Annotated in this window: 19 protein-coding genes and 1 tRNA gene; 8 read left to right on the top strand and 12 right to left on the bottom strand. The window is 35.0% G+C overall.

Features of this window, described 5'->3' with window-relative positions:
* Positions 1-28 precede the first annotated feature (28 nt).
* The gene (locus C8C85_RS06425; protein ID WP_116798406.1) at positions 29-478 is read left to right on the top strand and encodes a response regulator; all 450 of its coding nucleotides are present in this window, start codon (positions 29-31) and stop codon (positions 476-478) included.
* 63 nt (positions 479-541) lie between these two features.
* Here C8C85_RS06425 and C8C85_RS06430 read toward each other — a convergent pair whose 3' ends face one another.
* The 6 genes from C8C85_RS06430 to C8C85_RS06455 all read right to left on the bottom strand — a co-directional run bounded on the left by C8C85_RS06430 (position 542) and on the right by C8C85_RS06455 (position 8,161).
* A complete protein-coding gene (locus C8C85_RS06430) occupies positions 542-2,812 on the bottom strand; it encodes a cation:proton antiporter (RefSeq protein ID WP_116796331.1) in 2,271 nt (756 codons plus the stop codon).
* A gap of 119 nt (positions 2,813-2,931) precedes the next feature.
* On the bottom strand, positions 2,932-3,651 hold the full coding sequence (locus tag C8C85_RS06435) for a LytR/AlgR family response regulator transcription factor (protein WP_116796332.1): 720 nt from the start codon (positions 3,649-3,651) through the stop codon (positions 2,932-2,934).
* A complete protein-coding gene (locus C8C85_RS06440) occupies positions 3,620-4,384 on the bottom strand; it encodes a sensor histidine kinase (RefSeq protein ID WP_173503404.1) in 765 nt (254 codons plus the stop codon). Before C8C85_RS06440 ends, C8C85_RS06435 begins: the two co-directional genes overlap by 32 nt.
* A gap of 41 nt (positions 4,385-4,425) precedes the next feature.
* Positions 4,426-4,755: a DMT family transporter gene (locus tag C8C85_RS06445; RefSeq protein WP_116796333.1), complete on the bottom strand. Its 330-nt coding sequence runs from the start codon at positions 4,753-4,755 to the stop codon at positions 4,426-4,428.
* Positions 4,756-4,857: 102 nt separating this feature from the next.
* Positions 4,858-5,793, bottom strand: a complete 936-nt coding sequence (locus C8C85_RS06450; RefSeq protein WP_116796334.1) for an alpha/beta hydrolase family protein — start codon at positions 5,791-5,793, stop codon at positions 4,858-4,860.
* A 97-nt stretch (positions 5,794-5,890) separates the two neighbouring features.
* Entirely contained in the window at positions 5,891-8,161 is a 2,271-nt protein-coding gene (locus tag C8C85_RS06455; RefSeq protein WP_116796335.1) for a cation:proton antiporter, read from the bottom strand.
* A 197-nt stretch (positions 8,162-8,358) separates the two neighbouring features.
* On the opposite strand from C8C85_RS06455, the gene C8C85_RS06460 reads away from it, so the two are divergent.
* Positions 8,359-10,722 (top strand): efflux RND transporter permease subunit, encoded by a 2,364-nt coding sequence (locus tag C8C85_RS06460; protein ID WP_116796336.1) that lies wholly within the window; start codon positions 8,359-8,361, stop codon positions 10,720-10,722.
* Between the two features lie 109 nt (positions 10,723-10,831).
* On the opposite strand, the gene C8C85_RS06465 is transcribed toward C8C85_RS06460, so the two are convergent.
* Positions 10,832-12,007, bottom strand: a complete 1,176-nt coding sequence (locus C8C85_RS06465; protein ID WP_116796337.1) for a cation:proton antiporter — start codon at positions 12,005-12,007, stop codon at positions 10,832-10,834.
* A gap of 70 nt (positions 12,008-12,077) precedes the next feature.
* Entirely contained in the window at positions 12,078-12,530 is a 453-nt protein-coding gene (locus C8C85_RS06470; protein ID WP_077378097.1) for an Hsp20/alpha crystallin family protein, read from the bottom strand.
* A gap of 416 nt (positions 12,531-12,946) precedes the next feature.
* Between C8C85_RS06470 and asnS the strand changes: the two genes are divergently transcribed.
* The 3 genes from asnS to C8C85_RS06485 all read left to right on the top strand — a co-directional run bounded on the left by asnS (position 12,947) and on the right by C8C85_RS06485 (position 16,620).
* Complete coding sequence (gene asnS / locus C8C85_RS06475; RefSeq protein WP_116796338.1) at positions 12,947-14,380, top strand: asparagine--tRNA ligase; 1,434 nt, start codon at positions 12,947-12,949, stop codon at positions 14,378-14,380.
* A 123-nt stretch (positions 14,381-14,503) separates the two neighbouring features.
* Positions 14,504-15,970 (top strand): RNA polymerase factor sigma-54, encoded by a 1,467-nt coding sequence (rpoN, locus tag C8C85_RS06480; RefSeq protein WP_116796339.1) that lies wholly within the window; start codon positions 14,504-14,506, stop codon positions 15,968-15,970.
* A gap of 44 nt (positions 15,971-16,014) precedes the next feature.
* Positions 16,015-16,620, top strand: coding sequence for a hypothetical protein (locus C8C85_RS06485; RefSeq protein WP_116796340.1), 606 nt, complete (start codon positions 16,015-16,017; stop codon positions 16,618-16,620).
* Here C8C85_RS06485 and C8C85_RS06490 read toward each other — a convergent pair.
* Positions 16,615-17,322, bottom strand: coding sequence for a porin family protein (locus tag C8C85_RS06490; protein ID WP_116796341.1), 708 nt, complete (start codon positions 17,320-17,322; stop codon positions 16,615-16,617). The genes C8C85_RS06485 and C8C85_RS06490 overlap by 6 nt on opposite strands.
* Positions 17,323-17,572: 250 nt before the next feature.
* Here C8C85_RS06490 and gnd point away from each other — a divergent pair, with 250 nt between their 5' ends.
* From gnd to C8C85_RS06505, 3 genes are read left to right on the top strand one after another with little or no spacing between them, the layout of a single operon-like run.
* A complete protein-coding gene (gene gnd, locus C8C85_RS06495; protein WP_116796342.1) occupies positions 17,573-18,472 on the top strand; it encodes a phosphogluconate dehydrogenase (NAD(+)-dependent, decarboxylating) in 900 nt (299 codons plus the stop codon).
* A 46-nt stretch (positions 18,473-18,518) separates the two neighbouring features.
* Positions 18,519-19,841 carry a gluconate:H+ symporter gene (locus C8C85_RS06500; RefSeq protein WP_116796343.1) on the top strand — a complete coding sequence of 441 codons (1,323 nt, stop codon included), beginning with the start codon at positions 18,519-18,521 and terminating at the stop codon, positions 19,839-19,841.
* A gap of 3 nt (positions 19,842-19,844) precedes the next feature.
* On the top strand, positions 19,845-21,263 hold the full coding sequence (locus tag C8C85_RS06505; protein ID WP_116796344.1) for a gluconokinase: 1,419 nt from the start codon (positions 19,845-19,847) through the stop codon (positions 21,261-21,263).
* A gap of 60 nt (positions 21,264-21,323) precedes the next feature.
* Here C8C85_RS06505 and C8C85_RS06510 read toward each other — a convergent pair.
* From C8C85_RS06510 to C8C85_RS06520, 3 genes are all read right to left on the bottom strand, one after another.
* Positions 21,324-21,410: transfer RNA gene (locus C8C85_RS06510), tRNA-Ser, on the bottom strand.
* A gap of 59 nt (positions 21,411-21,469) precedes the next feature.
* Positions 21,470-22,498: an asparaginase gene (locus C8C85_RS06515; RefSeq protein ID WP_116798408.1), complete on the bottom strand. Its 1,029-nt coding sequence runs from the start codon at positions 22,496-22,498 to the stop codon at positions 21,470-21,472.
* Positions 22,488-23,624: a 1-acyl-sn-glycerol-3-phosphate acyltransferase gene (locus C8C85_RS06520; protein ID WP_116796345.1), complete on the bottom strand. Its 1,137-nt coding sequence runs from the start codon at positions 23,622-23,624 to the stop codon at positions 22,488-22,490. The genes C8C85_RS06515 and C8C85_RS06520 overlap by 11 nt, the downstream gene beginning before the upstream one ends.
* Between the last annotated feature and the right edge of the window lie 27 nt (positions 23,625-23,651).

The raw sequence follows: 23,651 nt of genomic DNA on the forward strand, positions 1-23,651 counted from the left end.
AAATATTAAAACTCATACAATGCCACAAATGAACAAAAAACTAAATTGCGTATTATTAGTCGACGATGATTTTGCTACTAATTTTATTAATAGAAAAATCATACAAAAAACTGATTTAACAGAACATATCCACGTAGCTTTAAATGGCAAAGAAGCCATTGATTACCTGTGCCAACAAGGAAAATTCGAATCGACAGTTGATAATGAATATCCGAGACCTCAACTAATTTTATTGGACATCAATATGCCTGTCATGGATGGGTGGGAATTTATAGAAGCCTATAAAAATTTGAATCTGGAAAACAAAGAGAATATCATTGTTGTGATGCTCAGCAGTTCTTTCAACCCGGCCGACCGAGCCAAAGCAGAATCCATTCAAGAAATCTCAGCTTTTAAACAAAAACCTATGAACAAGGAAGCTTTGCTTGAAATTTTTGACAAGGCATTTCCAGGATTAATTGGTGAAAATATCCTCTAAAAAAATATCCACTTGATTCATTATATTATTAACCGCAAAACTCAGGGAGCTTTGCGGTTACTTTTAAGGTTTAATAATTAGCACCGATGGCGTATTATTAAGCCAGGTACTGTGAGAGTCAATTAGTTTTTTCCAGCTTTCTAGGCTAATAATCATTAAATCCTGTTGTTCCAAAAATTCTTTCTTAATTGTTCTTTCCTGCATCATCATAATATGATTGGGAGCAATTTGTTCAATCGAGCGAACATTTTCCTGAATTTCTCTACTGTTTCTTACTTGCCCATCTGTATCCAAAACAGTAATTTGAGAACCATTATTGTGTATCAACTTTTGTGCAAACTCCATCAAAAACCCATCTTCTTTGCTGAAAATTGGCATAAACACACGATTTATTTCTTCCAACTCTTTATCGACAAGAATTCCAACTGGCATTTTGCTATTAGCGATAATTTGCCTTGTACTTTCATCGAAAGGAGAGTTTTCGAATAGGCCCTCTTTCCCCGTAATTTTATCGATCAAACGATCTGGATTAATAATTCGAGTTGTAAAGCCGAGCACTTTCCCCAACAACGTTCCTTCAAAAATAGATTGTCCCAAACCAACCAACAATAAATCATAATCCCCTTGATTAGCCGTCTCGGCAATTTCAAAATCTATATCATTGCTGACTTTAAAAAGAGTTACTATCTTTTGATTAAGCTTTTCTGATTCGGAAAGAACAGGCAAAAAAGTTTCCTTTTCATAATCTTTAACGTCAAAAGAATGCAACTCTGAACTTAATGACAAATGCATTGCCGTTAAAATTGTATTCCCGCCTTGTTTCTTAACCAAACTGTTGGCTACTTTTAGCAACGTTTTTCCTTTGTCTGGTGAAGCAAAAGAAATAAGAATTTTGTATTTGCTTTTGTTACTTATTTCTTCTGGGATAATAGTAGGTTTGTCTCTAAAAACATAATTTATTAAATCCAAAGCGGGACCAGTCATAAACGTAGTTACCAAAGCCATGATGACCATCATTGTAAAAATTTCGGTTGACAAAACGCCTAAATCATACCCAATATTCAGCACAACCAATTCCATCAAACCTCTCGTATTCATCAAGGTCCCAATAGACAAACTATCTTTCCAAGTATGACCGACAAATTTTGCTGCAAGCGCACTGCCAAAAAACTTACCTGCTACAGCAACCAAAATAATGATCCCTGTAATTTTCCACAAATGCGGGTCATCAATCAATCCGATTTGAGTTCTTAATCCCGTAAATACAAAAAACAAAGGAAGTAACACAACCACTGAAACGTCTTCTATTTTTTCGATAAAAATAGACCGGAATTTATTATTTTCAGGCATAATTGCTCCTGCTAAGAAGGCTCCAAACAATGCATGAATCCCTATTAATTCTGTAACGTAAGAAGACAGCAATAAAGTCAGAAAGAAAATAGCGACAACAGGTTTGCTCAGACTTTCTCTTGTTGAACTCAAATCACCAACCTTTTTTAGAAAAGGACGAACCACTTTCAACATTAGCAGTACATAAAATACCGCCAATACAATAACGTATAATGAACTCGTAAATGAACCCGCTTTTACAATAGCAATTACAGCTGCCAAAATACACCACGCAGTAATATCATCGGCAGCTGCACAGGTAATAACAATTGCTCCCAATTTCGTTTTGTGAATTCCACGTTCCCGAACTATCCCTGCCAAAACAGGAAATGCAGTTATGCTCATGGCAATCCCCAAGAATAATCCAAAAGAGATAAACTCAACCCCTTGAGGAGCAAAAGAATGATAGATAAAATAGGCCAAGGCTAACCCTAGCGCAAAAGGAATTATGATACTGGCATGGCTGATAACTACAGCATCGTGCGCTTTGTTTCTGAGCGCTTTCAAATCGAGTTCCATACCGATGACAAACATAAAAAGGATTAATCCTATTTGGCTCAAAAACTGAAGATTGCCCAACGAATCCTTTGGAAACAGCATTGCCGAAAATTCAGGAAAATACATCCCGATTAAAGAGGGACCTAAAACAATACCCGCAATCATTTCACCTATTACGGTTGGCTGTCCAATTTTTCTGCAAACCCAGCCGAAAAAACGAGCAACCAAAATTATTGTTACAATTTGTGCCAAAAGAATGGCTAACGGATGTTGCAAATTTTGCATCATCGCTGTCAGAAAATCATTCCAATGCCCATGTTCTACATGGTGAGAGACAATATTTCGTCCAGATTCCAGCATTTTCCCTTTTAGAATAATCCAATAGATTAATCCCGAAAATCCACCTATAATTGTCAGATAAAAAAAAGATTTTTTAATATTCTTCATACGGCACTCTTAAATTAATTCAATTTCCATGCAAATATGAGAACAGATTTTTGAGGTATAAAACGAATTCCAATCAAATTTTAAAGGAATGTAACAAGAGTAGAAAACTTTGTAATAAGTTAGATTTTCACTTTCATCAAAAAATCATCTCGATAAGTATCACTCAAAACTAATACGATTGGTTTACCGCTTTTTCCTTGAATAGAGAGCGTAATTTCATTATGATTGAAATATTGAACAGCCTTTATTGCAATAATTCCTTTTTTATTGACTCTGCAGAAATCAGCATTGGGTAGCTGATTTAATAGCGAAGCGAAATTGATGTTTTTAAGAATTAAAACACTGCCATCTGTAAGATGAACTTCCTTATCCCTACTATCGACCAATGCAGTTTTGATGTATTGAATCTGATTAAAATATAGTAATGATTTCCCCTTATCTGTATTCAAATGAATAAATTTCTTTGAACTTTCCAGCTTTTGGAATCGTTGCAAAGCTTTGGCAACTGCTTTTTCCAGACGCTCTTTGGTAACGGGTTTAGTGACGTAATCGACTGCATCTATATTGAAAGCTTCAGCAGCGTAATTTTTGTAGGCGGTAGTGAAAATTACTAATTTATTTTGGAGTAAATTAGCCAAAGTCAATCCATCAATCCCCGGCATTTCAATATCGGAAATACACAAATCAAAATCGAGGTCGGGCACTTCATCCAATAATTTTTGAGGATCGTTAAACGACTTTATGACTTCTAATTCCGGAATTTGTTCGCAAAGCATTTTCAGGTAAGTCAAACCCGGTAATTCATCGTCAAGCAGTAAACATTTGATTTTTGTATTCAAGAAGATTGATTTTTAAATGCGCAATATAAATGTCGTTCTCGACAAATTTATCCAATTTGAACTGATTCTTGTATATAATTTTCAATCGTTGTTCCAATGTAGTTGCGCCAATTCCGCTTCTTTCTTTTTTTAAGGCTTTTTTCTCCGACATTTTATTGGAAACAGTCAAATAAAAACAATTGTCTTTAAACTCAAAAAGTATTGAAATAAAGGCATCAGCACTTTGCAAATCGGCATGTTTAAATGCATTTTCAATCAAATCAATCGAAATCAAAGGAGCCAGAAGATTCTGTTCATACAACTTTTCTCCATCATTAATCTTAGTTTTTACTTTCAACTCAAAAAGCGGACTTACTTTAATTTTGTTAATTTCAATAAGATTTAAAGCAAACTGAATTTCTTCTTTTGGAGAAACAAACTTTTTTTGGCTTTCATATAAAATATAATCCAAAACATTAGCCAGTTTATCCAAAGCAAAATAAGTTTGGTAGGCATGTGACTGAATCGAATTGAGAATATTCTTGAAAAGATGCGGATTGAGTTTGGATTCCAATGTTTCCAACTGCAAATTATTTACTTTCATTTCAAGCAAATCAAATTTCTCTTCAACACTTTTTTTGGCTTTGCCAGATTCTATCAATCGATAGACAAGATAACAAAGCACCACTATGAATACCAGTATAATTATCAGCAACACATATATGATGTTATTGTTTTCTTCTACGTTATCCATTTTAGATTAAATATGAAATGATTAAAAAGGGTTCAACTTCATTAATGTGCCGAAACAAATTTCAACCCAATTATTGACGATATCAAAGTAAACAAGAAAAAAAGCCTCCAGAAAGTTGCGGGCTCTTTGAATATAAAAATACCAACCAGAACTGTGCCAACTGCTCCAATTCCTGTCCATACAGCATAAGCGGTGCCTATTGGCAAGGTTTGGGAAGCTTTGTATAACAAAGTCATACTAATAGAAAGTGCAATAAAAAAACCTATCATCCACAAAGTAGATGTCATACCAGAAGTTTCTTTGGCTTTGCCCAAACAAGTCGCAAAACCTACTTCAAAAAAACCAGCTATAATAAGTAAGATCCAATTCATGATTTGTATAAATATGAAACAAATATATTGATTTTGTTGAGTTACCCCCAGCTATAAATAATATCATTTGACAAGCTCAAACAGGAATATCATTAAGACTAATTACAAATATCTTCTTAACCAATCTTCTATTTCATCCAATAAATTACTATCTCTCACACTTTCTAGGCTATGATTTTCATTTTCATAGACTAGTAATCGTGTTGTAAAACTCGAACTATTTAATTTTGAATAAAATTTAAAAGCATTATCAATAGGCACCCTTTCATCCTTATTTCCTTGAATAATAAAATTAGTAAGCTGTTTATTCTGGATAGAATCGATTGCCAATAAACTAGAACGTGTTTTTAAAGCTGCAATAGAATCTTTAGCATAATTTGGTATTCTTTGTCTAAAAACTCCAAACATATCAAGCCTTTTATTATCCAATAAATCAGCTTGGCCTGCAATAGCAATGTTGGTTTTGATTCGATTGGTTTTTTTTAGCATCAAAAAGTTAGTCATTACCCCTCGACTCCAACCAAAAACTCCAATTCTTTTATTATCAACATTAGGTAGTTGGTCAATAATGTCCAAAAGGCTTAACACATCATTTACGTCTTTTCCTCCAAACTCGTCAAACCCTTCACTAGCAGCATTTCCTCTTAACTGAGAACCAATTATAACATAACCCTTATTTGCTATCTTGCCCAGGAAACGTGCTAAATACTGAAAAGGAATTTTTCCGAAATCTCCATTCCCTCCCCTGTTATAAATTAAAACGGGATAAATACCTTTCTTTTTTGGCTCAATCAAAAAACCTCTTATTCTTAAGTTATCAAAAGACTGGTAATTAAATCCATAAAAATTCAAAGAATCTATATATTGGTACTCTCTTCTAATAACTATTTGTCCATTCTCTTTTTTAGAAATTATGGAATCAAAAGGGAAACTTGCAATTGTTTTAGGCTCTAAAGTAAAATTTTGCTTTTTTGTTTGTGCGAAGCTGAAATGGGTGAAAATTAACAGTAATAGTGGTGCGTAAATAATTTTATACATAAGCTATCTAGTTATTGATTTGAATTCTTGAAAAATGAAAACACAGTTCTCAAAGAGAAATTTAAAAACTTTTGAGTCCATCCCCAATAATTCATGATTAAGGCTTTATAATCAATACCGAAGGCATACCGCTTAACCAAACCGGACGAGTATCCAATAAGTCTTTCCAACTCTCCAAACTCACAATCATTAAATCTTGTTTGATCAAAAACTCCTCTGTCAAAATAGATTCGTTATCCAAAATTACATTATCTGGAAATTTTTGTTTTAAGGAACCTAGAGCACTTGCAATTACAAAATTGGATTGCATATGACCATTGATGTCCAAAAAGGAAACGGTAGCATCATTATTGAAAATTATTTTTTGGGCATAGTCAATTAAAAAAGAGTCTTCAGAACCGTAAATAGGAACAAAAACCTGATTTACTTCTTTTAAATCCTTGTCAATCAAAACTCCCAATGGCATTTTGACTTTCAAAACAATTTGTCGTGTTCTTTCATCAAATGGTGAATTTACGAACAACCCTTCTTTGCCCGTAAATTTATCCAACAATCTTTCGGGATTAATAATTCGGGAAGTAAACCCAATTACTTTGCCCAATAAAGTACCCTCAAATATGGATTTTCCAAGTCCTACCAATAATAAATCATAATCCCCTTGATTGGCTATATCTATTATTTCTGTCTCAATATCAATTGTCGCTTTGAAAATAGTAGTGATTTCTTGTTTCAGAATAACTGCTTCTTTCATTATCGGATTAAAGCTGCTTTTCTCTTTATCTTCCATGTTGAACGTATGCATTTCATCACTTAAGGACAAATGCAATGCTGTTACTGAACAGGTTTCTTTTTGCTTTTTCACCAAGCTATTAGCCAAACGCAGCAAAGATTTTCCTTTTTCATTATTACCAAAAGAAATTAAAATTCTATACTTGCTGTGATTTACTTCTTCATCATGATCTATTATGTCACTGGTTTTAAAAATGTAATTGATTAAATCTAATGCAGGTCCAGTCATAAAAGTGGTTACCAGGGCCATGATTACCATCATCGTAAAGACTTCGGTCGTAAGAACTCCAAGAGCTAGTCCGATATTCAATACAATTAATTCCATCAAACCTCTTGTATTCATCAAGGCTCCTATCACAAGACTATTTCTCCAACTTTGTCCAACAAATTTGGCTGCCAAAGCACTTCCGAAAAATTTACCCACAACCGCAACAAGAATGATAAACCCAGTTACTTTCCATAAATAAGGCTCGTTTAACAAACCTATTTCGGTACGCAAACCGGTAAACACAAAGAACAAAGGCAATAATAATATTACGGATACATCTTCGACTTTGGAAATAAAAACAGTTCTAAACTTAGGGACATCCGGCATGATGGCCCCCATCATAAAAGCACCAAACAAAGCGTGAATTCCAACTAATTCTGTAGCATAGGAAGAAATAATCAATATCAAAAAGAAAATGGCAACAACGGGTTTACTCAAACTGTCTTTGGCCCCATACAAATCTCCAATTCGTTTCAAGAAAGGTTTTACCAGATAGATCATCACGACTACATAAATAGCAGCCAACGAAATGATGTACATTGAACTTTCAAAAGTTCCTGCTTTTACAATGGCAATTACAACGGCCAATAGACACCAAGCCGTTATATCATCGGCGGCGGCACAGGTGATTGCAATAGCTCCCAATTTGGTTTTATGCATCCCTCTTTCCTGGACAATTCGTGCCAAAACAGGAAAGGCGGTAATACTCATCGCAATCCCCATAAACAAACTGAACGAAAGAAACTTAACTCCCTCCGGAGCAAAACGGTTGTAAACAAAATAGGCCAATCCGATTCCTAATGCAAATGGAATTACGATACTCGCATGACTTATAACAACCGCTTCTTTAGCTCTGTTTTTCAATACTTTGATATCGAGTTCCATCCCAATCACGAACATGAAGAGAATCAAACCAATCTGGCTCAAAAATTTTAAATTCTCTAAGGAATTAGCTGGGAAAAGTGCATGGAAAAAATCAGGAAAATACAAGCCCAATAAAGATGGCCCAAGCGCAATTCCTGCAATAATTTCACCTATTACAGAAGGCTGCCCTATTTTTTTGAAAAACCAGCCAAAAAGGCGAGCCACAAGGATAATCATTATAATTTGTGCCAATAAAATAGCCAAAGGGTCCTGTACATTATGAATCATTGAAGTGAGAAAATCATCCCAAGAACTTACGCTTGCCGTTGGATGAATGATTATTTTATTTCCCTCAAGATGCTTGCCCTCTTTTATAATCCAATACATTACTGCAGTAAAACCACCTGTAACTCCCAAATAAAATAATGTATTCTTGTACTTTTTCATACCTTTTTTGACTTCTTTATCCCATTAACAAAAGCGCTAAGATGAGAATTTCAAATATATAATTTATAATGCACAAATTATCTTATTGTAAACAAAAATAAAGTCAAAAAAACACCTATACAATAACCAGAAAATCGAAGGACTTTCATGTAATTTCTAACTGTTTTGTTTACATTTGCATGCATTTTAAAACGTATATGAAAAAGAAATTCACTGATAGGTTATGGCAGAACATAGCCCGCATTGTACTTAAAAACAGAATAACCATACTAGCTGCAATACTTGCCATAACTATTTTCCTTTCTTTTCAGTGGAAAAATTTGGCGATGACCTATACTGAAGCTAATTTACTTCCTAAAAAACATATCGTAAATAAACAGTATCAAGACTTTCTAGATAAATTTGGGGAAGAAGGAAACCTTATTGTCATTGGTTTTAAAGATGATGCTTTTTTCACGCCCAAAGCTTTTGCCGCTTGGAATGAATTGATGACTGGCTTGAAAAATTCTAAAGAAGTGGAATTAGTCGTTTCTCTGAATGACCTAAAAACGCTTGAAAAAGACACTGTTGCGCAGAAATTTAAATTGGTTCCGTTTATTGACCAAAGTCAAACTGCGAATCCAGAATACATTCAAAAAATAAAATTCGAATTGTTTCATAATCTTCCGTTTTATGAAGGTTTATTGTTCAACAAAGAGTCAGGTAGTATCCGTTCTGCGGTTTATATCAAGAAAAATATTGTAAATACGGCTTCGAGAAAGACATTCATTTTGGAAAATTTAGTTCCAAAAATTGACAAGTTTGAAAAAACAACCGGAATTGACCTTCGTGTTTCCGGTATGCCTTACATCAGAACCATAAATGCCGAAAACATGAAAGGCGAAATTGGTTTGTTTATTGGTGCTGCATTGTTCATTACTTCTTTAATTTTCTTTTTATTTTTCCGTTCGTACAGAGCCACTTTTATCTCTATCTGTATTTTGATTATTGGTGTAATGTGGTCTTTTGGAACACTAGGTTTGTTTCATTACAAAATCACAATTCTTACGGCTATCATTCCCCCGTTAATTATTGTAATTGGAATCACAAACTGTATTTTCCTGATCAATAAATACCAGCAGGAAATAAAAACCCATCAAAATCAGGCCAAAGCTCTACAACGTGTAATTTCAACAATCGGGGTTTCCACCTTAATGACCAACTTAACAACAGCAGCTGGTTTTGCCACTTTTATGATTACCGGAAATGATTTGTTGTTCGAATTTGGTTTAGTAACCTCTATAAATGTGATTACGGTGTACTTGCTCACCTTGGTAATTGTGCCAATTGTGTACAGCTTTATGGATGTTCCCAAAGAAAAACATTTAAAACATCTAAGCAAAACCTATATATCTGCCCTATTAAACTGGGTTGAAAGCGTCGTAAAAAACAACCGCAAAATGATCTATATTATTTACGGATTACTACTGGTTTTTAGTGTAATTGGGGTTTCCCAAATGAAAGTTTCGGGAAGTTTGATAGGCGAAATGCCAAAAACAGCTTCATTTTTCAAAGACATTATTTTTTTTGAAAAAGAGTTCAATGGTGTAATGCCGTTAGAAATCATGGTGGACACCAAACACAAAAAAGGGGTAATGAAATTATCTACAATGAAAAAGATGGATGAATTGCAAAAAACAATTGCGGAGATTCCAGAATTATCAAAACCGGTTTCTGTTGTCAATTTGGTCAAATATTCTAAACAAGCCTATTACAATGGCAAGCCAGAATATTATGAATTACCTACTTCACAAGAGCAGGCTTTTATATTGTCGTATGCCAAAAATGCCACCAAAGACACCAAGACCAACCTGATGAAAAGCTATGTGGATTCGACTGGACGATATGCCCGAATCACCACTTTCATGAAAGACATTGGAACTCAGGAAATGGCCAGAGTCGAAAAGAAACTAAAAACCAAAATAGACAAAGTATTCCCAAAAGATCGCTATGAAGTTACCCTTACTGGGAAAGCTTTGGTTTTCCAAAAAGGAACTTCTTACCTAATTGACAACCTTATCGAATCGCTTATTTTTGCTATTTTCCTTATTGCCGGATTGATGGCTTATTTATTCCGTTCTGCCAAAATGGTTATGGCATCGGTGATTACAAATGTGTTACCACTTTGCATCACATCTGGGCTGATGGGGTATTTTGGAATACCGCTGAAACCTTCGACGATATTGGTATTTAGTATTGCATTTGGTATTTCGGTTGATAATGCGATTCAGTTTATGGCCAAATACCGCCATGATTTGAATCTCTATAATGGTAAAATTAAAAAATCAGTATTTAGTGCCTTGAGAGAAACCGGTATCAGTACTTTCTACACTTCAATTGTATTAATTGTGGGATTTGCCACATTCACATTGTCTAGTTTTAGTGGTACGATAGCACTTGGAGGATTGATTTCATGCACCTTGATGTTTGCTATGTTTGCCAATTTATTGGTTTTACCGGCTTTGGTATTGACATTTGAAAAGAAAAGAACTAAAAAAGAAGAATTAGAGCAAACACATTAATCAGGAATATTTTTATTTCAAAAAGCATATTCATAATAAAAACAGCCAGTTGTTTTATTATGAATATGACTTCCAAAATCCCTTTTGATCTTATAGTTCAAATTCAATACTAAAAAGATTTTTCTTTGTAATCCGGCAGTTTATAAATTAATTCCTGGATTATCATAAGCCAAAATGTGTTAAGAAACATTGTAAGAGTGGTAACAGCCAAGGTTATTTGATAAGTATAAATTCCCACAAGTTGCAAAGAAGATGCCAAGGTCATCAAAACAAAACTAAATTCTCCAATTTGTGATAAAAGTGCTCCTCCATACAAACTATCACGCCATGAGTTTTTTGTAAGTTTAAAAAGTATGGCATTGATCAGGCTATTTATAAAAAGCACAGCAACTGAAATCCATATTATAGTTCCAATATTTTCAATAAAAAACTTGATATCAAGCTGAACACCTACTGCAAGAAAGAAGAAAGCCATAAAAAACACTCTGAAAGGAATCAGGGATTTACCTAGCCAATGTGTCGCCTTGTCGTGTCCAATTAGAACACCAGCGATAAAAGCTCCAAAGGCAGGAGACAGTCCAAACCATTCACTAATCCATGCCATACCAAAACAGATGCTGAAACCAATGAAAACCTGCAATTCATGATCGGCAATAATTTCTCTTCGCATGGGGATTGAGAAAAGCTTTTTACTGATAGCCGCTTTCATAAACAGAATAATCAATAGTCCTCCTACGCAAACTTTTGTCAATTCTACAGCTGAAATATTATTTCCTGACATAAAATTCAGAGTCAATATCATGGGAACCACAAGTATATCCTGCATTAGTAAAACGCCACAGGTAATAATTCCGAGCTGACTTTTAATCTCACCCGTCTTTGCCAAATATTGGAACACAATCGCAGAACTACTCAAACTTATTATAAAAGCTATCAAAATTATAGTTGCCATTTTCCACTCCAAATATGAACCAACAATATACATGCAAATAAAACTAAGTACAATTTGTACCAGTGCGATTAAAAGAGGCTTGTAAAAATTATGCGATAGATAATGAAGATCGATTTCATTGCCAATGGAGAACATTAGAAGCACAATCCCAATTTGTCCCAATTCTGAAATTACTTCGGGTTCATAAATAACGTTAAATACTTGAGGTCCTAATAACAAACCGGCAATTATATAAGCAATAAAATAGGGTTGCTTTAATCGTCGCAAAAGCAATATCAATAATAAAACCATAAAGGACAGCACAGCTATCCCGGAGAATAATTGTGACAACATCTTCGTGTTTTTTATAATGAAGAAAGCTGCCTAAAGACGGCAGCTTCCAAAAAAGATAATTAATTAGAATTTATAAAATTTCGATCATTCGTGGAGGTCTTGGTTTGGCCTCTTCACGTTTTGGAATGGACAATAATAAAAGTCCATTTTCATAACGAGCTATTATTTTATCCTCATCCACTACGTTTTTAGGCAATTCAAAACTTCTCTGGAATGATTGGTAACTAAATTCTCTACGGCTATAATTTTCGTTCCCTGTTGTTTGCTCATTTTCTTTCACCGAAGAGATAGTCAATTGGTTCCCATCAAGTGTAATCTTGAAATCATTTTTATCCATACCCGGAGCGGCAACTTCAACTTCATAATTGTCGGAAGTCTCTTTGATGTTAACAGAAGGCAGTGTGGTACTTGTTGTTGAATAATTATTATTTTCCCAATTGAAAAAATCACGGCCAAAGATATCATCAAAGAACAAACGATGTAAAGCTGGCGCTTGACCTACATTTCTTTTAATAAGATTCATAACTGTTTTACTTTTAAAATTGTTAAACAAATATTCTATTTATTCTAAACTTGCGCAAGTTATATACCTAAAAACAAAAAATATGCCATTAGAAAAAAATGACATATTTTCAGAATTGGGTTGAAAAAATGTCATATCCCTATGTATCAAAGCCATAAACACAAACACTTAGACTTCAGAAAATATTTTAGTTCAAATACAAATTTAAATTAAACCAAACATTTATCCTCGCCATCGGCTCTTCTCCAGGCAACATGAAACTTTTTCCTAAAAAATAAAAGATATGGAGAATCGCTAAAAATTACTCCTTATTACACTATATCTCACAATGACAATTACAAACAAATGATTTATATTTGCATTTAGATTAAAACACCATTTTTTGTTTTGATCTAAAATTAAAATCAAAAATCAAAATGAGACATACAAAAGTTAAAGACTTACTAAACAGTACAACGACGTTACAGGAAATTAATGCAAAAGGTTGGGTTAGAACTTTTAGAAACAATCAGTTTATTGCTTTAAACGATGGTTCAACCATCAATAACATACAGTGTGTTGTCGATTTTGAGAATACTCCAGACGAAACTTTGAAGAGAATTACAACTGGAGCCGCAGTATCGGTTACCGGAAATTTGGTAGAAAGCAAAGGTGCGGGACAAAAATATGAGATTCAAGTAAATAAACTGGAAATTCTTGGAGATTCGGATGCCGAGAAATTCCCAATGCAACCTAAGAAACATTCATTGGAATTCTTGCGCGAAAATGCACATTTGCGCGTGCGTACAAATGCTTTTGGAGCGATTATGCGTGTGCGTTCGGTTTTATCTTTTGCAGTACACAGCTATTTTCAGCAAAAAGGCTTTGTATATGTAAACACGCCAATTGTTACAGGAGCCGATGCAGAAGGTGCTGGCGAAATGTTCCAAGTGACTTCATTGCCATTGGACAATTTACCAAAAACAGAAGAAGGCAACATTGACTATAAAAAAGATTTCTTCGGAAAACACACGAATTTAACGGTTTCGGGACAATTGGAAGGCGAGACTTTCGCAATGGCTTTGGGACAGATTTATACTTTTGGACCAACTTTTAGAGCCGAAAATTCTAATACTTCTCGCCATTTGGCTGAATTTTGGATGATTGAGCCTGAAGTAGCTTTCAATGATTTGAATGACAATATGGATCTTGCCGAAGATTTCATCAAATACGTAGTGAAATATGCGGTTGACAATTGCGGTGATGATTTGAAATTCTTGGAAGGTCGTTTGATCGAAGAAGAAAAATCAAAACCACAGACTGAGAGAAGCGAAATGCCTTTGTTGGAAAAATTAGGTTTTGTTATGAATAACGATTTCAAACGCGTTTCCTACACCGAAGCAGTTGATATCCTAAGAGATTCCACTCCAAACAAAAAGAAAAAATTTCAATATATCATCAACGAATGGGGGGCGGATTTACAGTCGGAACACGAGCGTTATTTGGTGGAGAAACACTTTAAATGTCCGGTAATCTTGTTTGATTATCCTGCAAATATCAAAGCTTTCTACATGCGTTTGAACGAAGATGGAAAAACAGTTCGTGCAATGGACATCCTCTTTCCTGGAATTGGAGAAATCGTGGGAGGTTCTCAAAGAGAAGAGCGTTTTGATGTTTTGGTTGAAAAAATGAAAGCCTTAGGAATCGACGAAGAAGAATTATGGTGGTACTTGGATACCAGAAGATTCGGTTCTGCAGTTCACTCTGGTTTTGGACTTGGATTCGAAAGATTGGTGCTTTTTGTAACGGGAATGACTAACATACGTGACGTAATTCCTTTCCCAAGAACGCCACAAAATGCTGAATTTTAAAAAAAAGATTCTAAGTTGCTGAGGCACTAAGATTCTAAGTTTTCTTTATATAGTAAATAAATATAATTCATCAACAAATGTTTCTCAGCGACTTAGTCACTCAGTAACTCAGCAACTTTTTTTATGCTAAAGCAATTTTTAAATTTAAAAATATCACAGAAATTATCTCCACAACAAATCCAGTTGATGAAGTTAATTCAGTTGCCTACGCAAGCATTTGAACAAAGATTGTTGGAAGAAATGAATGAGAATCCTGCTCTTGAATCTGGGAAAGAGGAGGATAATTATGAAAAAGACGAATTCGATACAGAACAATATGACGACTATGATGATTCGGAAGCAGACAGAGTCGAAGCCGAAGACATTAACATAGACGAATACCTAAACAGCGATGACACTCCTGATTACAAAACGCAGGCCAACAATTACAGTGAAGACGACGAAACCAAAGAAACGCCATTTGCCGCAACGATAAGTTTTCATCAAGACCTCATCAATCAACTAAACACCTTCATCCTCAATGATGAAGAACGTGATATTGCCGAGTTTTTGGTGGGAAGTATTGACGATATGGGATATATCAGAAGAACCGTCTCAGACTTGGTCGATGATATGGCATTCACTCAAGGACTTTACACCACTGAAAAACAAGTTGAAGCTATATTGCATATCATTCACGAACTCGAACCAACAGGCGTTGGAGCACGTGATTTACAGGAATGTCTGTTACTGCAATTAAAACATAAAACCCCTACGGAATCCGTTGATTTGGCCACGGCTATAATTGAACAGCAATTTGATTCTTTCGTGAGAAAGCATTATGACAAACTGATTCAGAAATTCAATATCTCCAATGAACAGCTTAGAAATGCTATCCATGAAATCGAAAGGCTTAATCCAAAACCCGGAGGCTCTTTTTCCGGAAACAACAAAATCACCGAAAACGTAGTTCCTGATTTCACTATTCGTATCGTTGATGGAGAATTAGAACTCACATTAAATGGCAGAAATGCACCTTCCCTGCACGTTTCCAAAGATTATCAGGAAATGATGCAGACCTATAAAGAATCTAAAGACAAATCGCATTCGCAAAAAGATGCTGTACAGTTTATCAAACAAAAACTGGATTCGGCCAAATGGTTTATAGACGCCATCAAACAGCGCCAAGACACTTTGTACGTAACGATGAACGCCATTATGCACTATCAAAAAGATTATCTTCTTGATGGTGACGAAACGCGATTGAAACCGATGATTTTAAAAGACATTGCCGATATGGTTGGACTAGACATATCTACAGTTTCCAGAGTGGCCAACAGTAAATATGTAGAGACTCCTTATGGCACAAAACTGATAAAAGAATTCTTTTCGGAAGCGATGAAAAATGATCAGGGGGAAGAAGTATCCACAATTGAAATCAAAAGAATTCTTCAAAATACCATCGAAGAAGAAGATAAAAAAAATCCGCTTCCTGATGATCTTTTGGCTGAAATTCTCAAAGAAAAAGGATATCCAATCGCCCGAAGAACAATTGCAAAATACCGCGAACAGCTGGAAATTCCAGTTGCCCGTATGAGAAAAAAATTATAAGCACCATTTCTCAACCTTAACATCCCTCAAATCTCTTTTTGAAATTGAAAAAGATACTCCCCATATTTTCGTATATATTCCATCCGCTTTTCACACCGATACAAGCTTGCTTTTTCTATTTTTTATTCCATATTGCAGATTACAAGATAGAACAGGTTAGCTCGTTTTTTCTGCAAATTTCAATCATAACCATTGTCACTCCGATGGCACTGTATTATTTATTGCGATATACAAACAGAGTAGATTCCATAATGATTGCCGATATGGAACAACGCAAAATACCGTTAATATTTCAAAGCTTTATAATCATTTTATTGCTAAGAAAAACCATCTCATTAGAATATTACCACGAATTGCATTTTTTCTTCTTAGGCGCTTTGTTTAGCACTTTATTCGCACTTGGATTATTATATACCAAAACCAAAGCAAGTTTGCATATGCTCGCTATTTCAGCTTTAACGGTTTTTGTTTTCGGGTTGAATATTCATCTACAAATGGGAAATATATACTTAGTCCCTTTTCTTCTGCTAATGAATGGTTTTGTTGCTTCTTCACGTTTGGTTATGCAAGCGCATACGCCAAAGGAATTGATAATAGGATTACTTTTGGGCAGTATTCCGCAGTTGCTGTTTCTTTTTTTATGGCTATAAAATATAAAATACAACACCAATACTCAAAGCATTCATGGTGATGGGCACAGAATCTATTTGAGCTGAAGATTTAAAAAAGGAGTTTATGTTGTAATACACTTGCAGATTAAAAGCACTGTACCCCACTGAAAGATACACCCCATAAAGAAAGTCTTCAAAATCTTTATTGTTTTTAATGACAATTTTATCAGTGCCATCATCATACACTGATTTATCTGCCAGTAAATAACTGACTTTAACACCTCCATAAATTCTAAAAAACTGAAACTCTACAGGAGTTGAATTACGCCACCTAAACTCAATTGGGATTTCCACGCGCAGTTGTTCGAACCTGCTTTTATCATAGTTTACAGTAGATGGTATTACACTATAAACAGGATTTTGGTTAGTTCCTGTAATAGCCATATTTTGAAGATAGTTGTTAAACGAAAAACCTATTCCAGGCGCTATTGCTAAAGTCCTGCTTTTGTTTATTGGCATATCCCTAAGAAATCCAGCCGAAAAGCCAAAAGATATTTTTTGCTGGGACACTCCTGAAGGTTTCTTTAAAATCGAATTGTAGTTAAGTCCGGCATAAAACTGATCCTCTCTATAAAGACTATCAATCTTGACGTGCAAAGTATCAATTGAAAACGTATCCTCTTGAGAATACCCTCTGAAAAATGATAAAAAAAGAAAACAGCCAAGAAATAATCGCATCATTATTTTGAGAATTAAATTGAGAGTTACAGCATTCAAAGTTTACTAAAACCAATTGCCTTTACAAATATAAGATTTTGGGAGTTTGATAACACTTTTAAATATAAATTAAACTTCGACAGAGATAATCGAATAAAAATCATTCAAAATACCAGAAAAAAGTATTACTTATTAATTAAAACACATATTTTTACTATTTACACGCATAAGCGATCCAAAACAAACATACACAGCACTTTAAAAATAGATAAAAATGCAAATAGGAATTATAGGACTTGGGAAAATGGGATTTAATTTGGCTTTAAATCTAAATCGAAATAAATATGAAGTTATTGCCCATGATGTGAATACAGATTTCGTCAAGAATATTGCAAAAGAAGGAATCCAAACTGCGGCTACCGTTGAAGCACTATGCGAGCAATTAAAAAATCGAAAAGTAATCTGGCTAATGGTTCCTGCAGGAGAAATTGTCGATGAAGTAATCACTTCCCTCCTCCCTTTTTTAAATAAAAATGACATTATCATTGACGGAGGAAACTCTAATTACAAAGATTCAAAAAGAAGACACACACAACTCAAAGAACTTGGTTTTGACTTTCTGGATTGCGGGACTTCAGGTGGTACCTCGGGAGCTTTAAATGGCGCTTGTACCATGATTGGTGGAGACGCAGCTGTTTTTGATTATGTTTCCAATGTTTTTCAAGCAATTTCAGTAACCGATGGTTGGCTCTATACTGGAGAGGCGGGCAGCGGACATTTTACAAAAATGGTTCATAACGGAATAGAATATGGTATGATGCAATCCATAGCTGAAGGGTTTGAAGTATTTGAACACTCTGAGTACGACATTAATTTTGAAAAAACAGCCAAACTTTTCAATCACGGTTCAGTTGTTCGCAGTTGGCTTATGGAACTTACCGAAAGTGCTTTTTCCAAAGACCCAAAACTAGACGGTATAAAAGGCATTATGCATTCTTCCGGTGAAGGGAAATGGACATTAGAAACTGCTTTAGACTTAGGTGTTCCAACTCCCGTAATTGCGCTTTCGATAATGATGCGATACCGTTCTCAAATGCAGGATACTTTTTCCGGAAAAGTAGTGGCTGCACTTCGTAACGAGTTCGGAGGTCATGCTGTAGAGAAAAACGAATAAAATTGTATCGAATTATTTCATTTGAATTTTAATCTAAAAGAAACATATGTCAATATTGATTTTAATTATAAGCATTGTATTGTTACTGGTTCTGATTTCCGTAATCAAGCTCAATGCCTTTATAGCATTAATCATTACCTCTCTTTTTGTTGGAATTACAAAAGGAATGTCTTTCCCCGAAATCATAAACTCATTGCAACAAGGGATTGGCAGTACACTCGGCTCTTTAATTTTAATTCTGGCCTTTGGAGTAATTCTTGGTAATTTATTATCAACTAGTGGAGCGGCACAACAGATAAGTTCCGTAATGACTAAGTTATTTGGCGCAAAACACATTAAATGGGCAATGGTCTTAACAGGGTTTGCCGTTGGCATTTCTATGTTTTACAATGCTGGTTTTATCATTTTGATTCCAATGGTTTTTGCCGTCAGCACAAATAGCAAACAACCTCTTACCTATTTAGGTATTGCTATGGCATCCGCACTGTCTATCACTCATGGCTTTTTACCTCCGCACCCTGGACCAACTGCCATTGCCGTAATTTTCAAAGCCAATATTGGCAAAACCTTGCTTTATGGATTGATTGTAGCACTCCCAGCTTTACTCATAGCTGGAATTATATTTCCAGAATTTATTAAAAAAATCAGTGCCAATCCACCAAAGGGTTTATTCGAAAGCAAAACTTTCGAAGAATCCGAACTTCCTTCTTTTACCATAAGCATCGTTTCCGCTTTGATTCCAATTTTACTAATGGCTTTGGCAACCATAACAGAATTGACATTATCCGAAACCAATTCTATCCGAATCATTCTCGGATATATCGGAAACCCAACAATAGCCCTACTAATTGCCGTTCTGTTTGTATTTGTATTTTTAGGGATAAAGAGAGGTCAAAAAATGCAAGATATCATGGACAAATCAAGTACAGCACTTGCATCGGTAACTATGATTATTTTAATTATTGCATCAGGAGGTGCTTTCAAACAAGTTCTTATTGATAGTGGCATTGGAACAGATTTAGCCGTGTTTTTCGAAAAATCTACACTTTCACCCTTAATCCTAGGATGGTTAATTGCCACAATTATTCGAGTAGCAATAGGCTCGGCTACAGTGGCAGGATTAACCGCTGCAGGAATAGTTCAACCTTTGGTGGCGAGTTCAGGCATCAGTCCAGAATTGATGGTGCTTTCTATTGGAGCTGGAAGTCTGATGTGTTCCCATGTCAATGATACCGGTTTTTGGATGTTCAAAGAATATTTTGGCATCAGCCTAAAAGACACTTTTAAAACATGGACTGTAATGGAAACGCTTATTGGGATTATGGGATTGATTGGTGTTTTAATTCTAAATCAATTTGTGACTGCTTAAAACATGGAAAAAACATACATAGGAATCGACATTGGCACAACGGCTACAAAAGCAATTTGTTTTGACGCAAACGGAAACGTATTGCATCAAATCACCAAAGAATATCCAATGTATCATCCTAAGGAAAATTGGAGCACTCAAAAGCCAAATGAAATTTTAGATTCCGTTTTAGTCTGCATTAAAGAAATCACAAAAAACACAAAACCTGAATTCATCAGTTTTAGTGCGGCGATGCAAAGTATCCTTATCATAAATGAGGATGGTAACCCGATAAGCGATGCATTACTTTGGGCAGACAATAGAGCCGCTTCAATTGCTACAGCATTAAAAAAATCTGAATTTGGATCTATTTTTTATCAAAAAACGGGCATTCCCATCCATCCTTTTTCTCCAATGACAAAATTGGCTTGGTTCAAAGAAAATGAACCCGATTTATTCAGCAATGCTTTTAAATTCATTAGCCTCAAAGAATATATTTGGCATCAGCTCACGGGAGAATATGTTACCGATTCCTCGATGGCATCGGGTACTGGAATAATGAACATCCACACTTTGCAATGGGATGAAACTATTCTTAATTATTTAAATATAAAAGAAAATCAACTTTCGAAAATTGTGTCACCAACGCACAAATCCAAAGGAATTAAAGATGACTTTTTATACATTCTAGGCGGCGGAGATGGCCCATTGGCGAATCTAGGAACTGGTTCAATGGAAAAAAATCGAATTGCCCTATCTATCGGAACTAGTGGAGCTGTTCGAATTCCCATTAAACAACCTTACATTGATGCTGAAATGCGGACACAATGTTATCATTTAATGGACAATCAATACTTAAAATTGGGTGCCGTAAATAATGGCGCAATCATTTTACAATGGCTTAAAGAATCCCTTTTAAAAACAAATGAATCGTACGAAACCCTTTTAGAACAAGCAAAACAAATTCCCGCAGGTTCTGATGGTTTGCTTTTTGTTCCCTATTTACTTGGAGAAAGAGCACCAATTTGGGATGCCGAGGCACAAGGAACTTTATTAGGTATTAAAATCACCCATCATAAAGCCCATTTTATAAGAGCTACTCTCGAAGGCATTCTTTTTGGATTGTTTAGTGTTGTCGAAATTTTACTTCCAGATTCCAAAATAAGAAAAGAAACTACCGTAATGGTCAGCGGCGGTTTTGGCAAAAGTGAGTTATGGCTGCAAATGGTGGCCGATATTTTTCAAATGAACGTTGTTGTTTCCGAAACCATTGAAGGAGCAGCCTGGGGAGCTGTTTTAATTGGATTTAAAGCTACTGGAAATACAAAATCATTAGAAAATAAAATTGAAACGATTTTTTACCCCAACCCAAATCACAGATTGATTTATGAAAAAGCATTTGAGAAATTCAAAAAGGTTTATCCTTTGCTAAAAGATATTTAGCATAAAACATCATAAACTAAAAAAGCGTTGAGTCAGATTTGACACAACGCTTTTTTTCAGCAGAGAGGAAGGGATTCGAACCCTCGATACAGTTACCCATATACTAGCTTTCCAGGCTAGCTCCTTCAACCACTCGGACACCTCTCTATTATTTTGGTGTGCAAAGAACATTAAAAAAAATGAATTTTGAAAGTAAAAAATCAATATTATTGCATTTCTCCCCTTAACGACGTTTCGAATACATTTTTGAAGTCTGACGAAGCTATATTTTGCCCCAATAAATACATTAATTTGGTAATTGCAGCTTCAGTAGTAATATCTTTTCCAGAGATAATTCCCAGTTTTTTCATAGTGGTACTTGTTTCATAATGCCCCATACTCACACTGCCTATCGAACATTGGGTAACATTTACAATATGCAAACCCCTATTTATTGCATTTTGCAAAAGCGACAGAAACCAATCTTCCGTAGGTGCATTTCCTGCGCCGTAAGTTTCGAGCACAATCCCTTTCAAACTGTCAATATTTAAAATCGCAGACAGTACGGTTTCACTTATTCCCGGAAACATTTTGATAATTGCCACATTATTGTCCAAATGTGTATGAACTTTCAAAGAAGTTCCATCATTTGAAGGTAAAAATAATTCTGAATTTATTTTTAAATGTACTCCAGACTCTACCAAAAAAGGGTAATTGGGAGAAACAAACGCACGAAAATGTTCTGCATTTATCTTGGTAGTTCTGTTGCCACGGTATAATTTGTATTCAAAATAAAGACAAACTTCCTTGATTAGCGGTTTACCATTTTCTTGTATAGATGCAATTTGAATCGCAGTAATTAAATTTTCTTTAGCATCCGTCCTTAAATCCCCAATAGGCAGCTGAGAGCCCGTAAAGATGATAGGTTTTGAAAGATTTTCGAGCATAAAACTCAATGCCGAAGCCGAATACGACATAGTATCCGAACCATGAAGCACCACAAAACCATCAAAATTGTCGTAATTATTCTCTATAGTACGAGCAATTTCGGCCCAATGCTCAGGATTCATATTGGACGAATCGATAGGATTTTCAAACGAAAAAGTATCTATCTCGCAATCCAGTAATTTTAATTCGGGAATATTATGAAGGAGTTTACTAAAATTGAAAGCCTTAAGAGCCCCTGTCTCAAAATCCTTTCTCATACCAATCGTCCCGCCGGTATAGATTAAAAGAATTTTAGGTTTAGATTTCATCAACATATTTCAATTTATTGACAACTGGATTTGCATACATGTCCAAAAACCCTTGTTTGGCAACTGGATGTTCGTGATCAATTCTCATCTCCAAACGTCGCTCAAAAAGCAATTTTTCGTTTTCGGTATATAAATGGGAAAATCGATTCGAGCAGTTCAAAATATCGTAAGCGATAAAATTGGTTGTCCACAATTTGTAATTGCTCAAAATGGAATCGTCAATTACTTGAGCCAATGCTTGAACTTGCTTGTTGGTAGTATCTACATTTTTGATAATTTCATCGATTTCAGTATCCAGAACATCACCTATATGTATGTGAATTCTTTTCTTTTGCCCGATGATTCCACTCAACAAAGTCTTGAAATCTTCGTTTTTCTCTTTCTTGTAAATTTCATTGTTTGCTTCTGCCAATAACTGTGGCATTTTTAAAGCATCTGTTGGGTCATATTCGTATGAAATAGAAACAGGAACAATTTTAATTTTCTTAAAATAATCCATTATATTAGGTTCGTCAGATCCCATGGCAATCATTTTCAAAACCCCAGGATTGGTTTCGTCATTTCCATCTTTGGTTCTTCCTTCGCGTTGCGCAATCCAAACCGAACGATTTTCGTGTAACAACAACTGAGCCATATATTCAGACAGCAATTTGGAACTCACCAGTAATTCTCTTGGTGATAATCCACGCAGAACCAAAAAGTTCCTGTTTAGTTTTGCTAATGTTTTTAAAAAAGATTTTTTCACCAAATTATCACCAATAGCCGACGAAGTCATATCCAAACCATGTTCAAACAAAGAAGAGTTTAACAGAGTTGTGTCTAAAACGATATCTCTATGATTCGAGATAAAAAGATAAGCAGTGTTCTTTTCTAACTTTTCAAAACCAGATGTGGTTAAGCCCTCCGAGCTTTTCTCCAACACCTGTTGCACTCCATAATAAATAAAGTTGCATTGAAAATCACGAATTGAATGAGTTTTGCGAAGCTGTTCTTTCCAAATTTCATCTTCTACTCCTGGAAAACAAAAGTTCATTAAAGCTTTCATCATCGGATGATCAATAACTTTTATTATTCCTTCGTTTATTTCGGAATCATAAAAAGACCGAATCGCATCAAATTTATTCATTGTTAGTTTTCAATTTAGTTGGACAAA

Source organism: Flavobacterium sp. 103, from assembly GCF_003096795.1.
GTDB lineage: Bacteria > Bacteroidota > Bacteroidia > Flavobacteriales > Flavobacteriaceae > Flavobacterium.

Bases quoted from the DNA above. Each gene is read 5' to 3' on its own strand.
- C8C85_RS06425 (WP_116798406.1), top strand. From the start codon at position 29: ATGAACAAAAAACTAAATTGCGTATTATTAGTCGACGATGATTTTGCT.
- C8C85_RS06430 (WP_116796331.1), bottom strand. From the start codon at position 2,812: ATGAAGAATATTAAAAAATCTTTTTTTTATCTGACAATTATAGGTGGA.
- C8C85_RS06440 (WP_173503404.1), bottom strand. From the start codon at position 4,384: ATGGATAACGTAGAAGAAAACAATAACATCATATATGTGTTGCTGATA.
- C8C85_RS06445 (WP_116796333.1), bottom strand. From the start codon at position 4,755: ATGAATTGGATCTTACTTATTATAGCTGGTTTTTTTGAAGTAGGTTTT.
- C8C85_RS06450 (WP_116796334.1), bottom strand. From the start codon at position 5,793: ATGTATAAAATTATTTACGCACCACTATTACTGTTAATTTTCACCCAT.
- C8C85_RS06455 (WP_116796335.1), bottom strand. From the start codon at position 8,161: ATGAAAAAGTACAAGAATACATTATTTTATTTGGGAGTTACAGGTGGT.
- C8C85_RS06460 (WP_116796336.1), top strand. From the start codon at position 8,359: ATGAAAAAGAAATTCACTGATAGGTTATGGCAGAACATAGCCCGCATT.
- C8C85_RS06465 (WP_116796337.1), bottom strand. From the start codon at position 12,007: ATGTTGTCACAATTATTCTCCGGGATAGCTGTGCTGTCCTTTATGGTT.
- C8C85_RS06470 (WP_077378097.1), bottom strand. From the start codon at position 12,530: ATGAATCTTATTAAAAGAAATGTAGGTCAAGCGCCAGCTTTACATCGT.
- asnS (WP_116796338.1), top strand. From the start codon at position 12,947: ATGAGACATACAAAAGTTAAAGACTTACTAAACAGTACAACGACGTTA.
- rpoN (WP_116796339.1), top strand. From the start codon at position 14,504: ATGCTAAAGCAATTTTTAAATTTAAAAATATCACAGAAATTATCTCCA.
- C8C85_RS06490 (WP_116796341.1), bottom strand. From the start codon at position 17,322: ATGATGCGATTATTTCTTGGCTGTTTTCTTTTTTTATCATTTTTCAGA.
- gnd (WP_116796342.1), top strand. From the start codon at position 17,573: ATGCAAATAGGAATTATAGGACTTGGGAAAATGGGATTTAATTTGGCT.
- C8C85_RS06500 (WP_116796343.1), top strand. From the start codon at position 18,519: ATGTCAATATTGATTTTAATTATAAGCATTGTATTGTTACTGGTTCTG.
- C8C85_RS06505 (WP_116796344.1), top strand. From the start codon at position 19,845: ATGGAAAAAACATACATAGGAATCGACATTGGCACAACGGCTACAAAA.
- C8C85_RS06515 (WP_116798408.1), bottom strand. From the start codon at position 22,498: ATGAAATCTAAACCTAAAATTCTTTTAATCTATACCGGCGGGACGATT.
- C8C85_RS06520 (WP_116796345.1), bottom strand. From the start codon at position 23,624: ATGAATAAATTTGATGCGATTCGGTCTTTTTATGATTCCGAAATAAAC.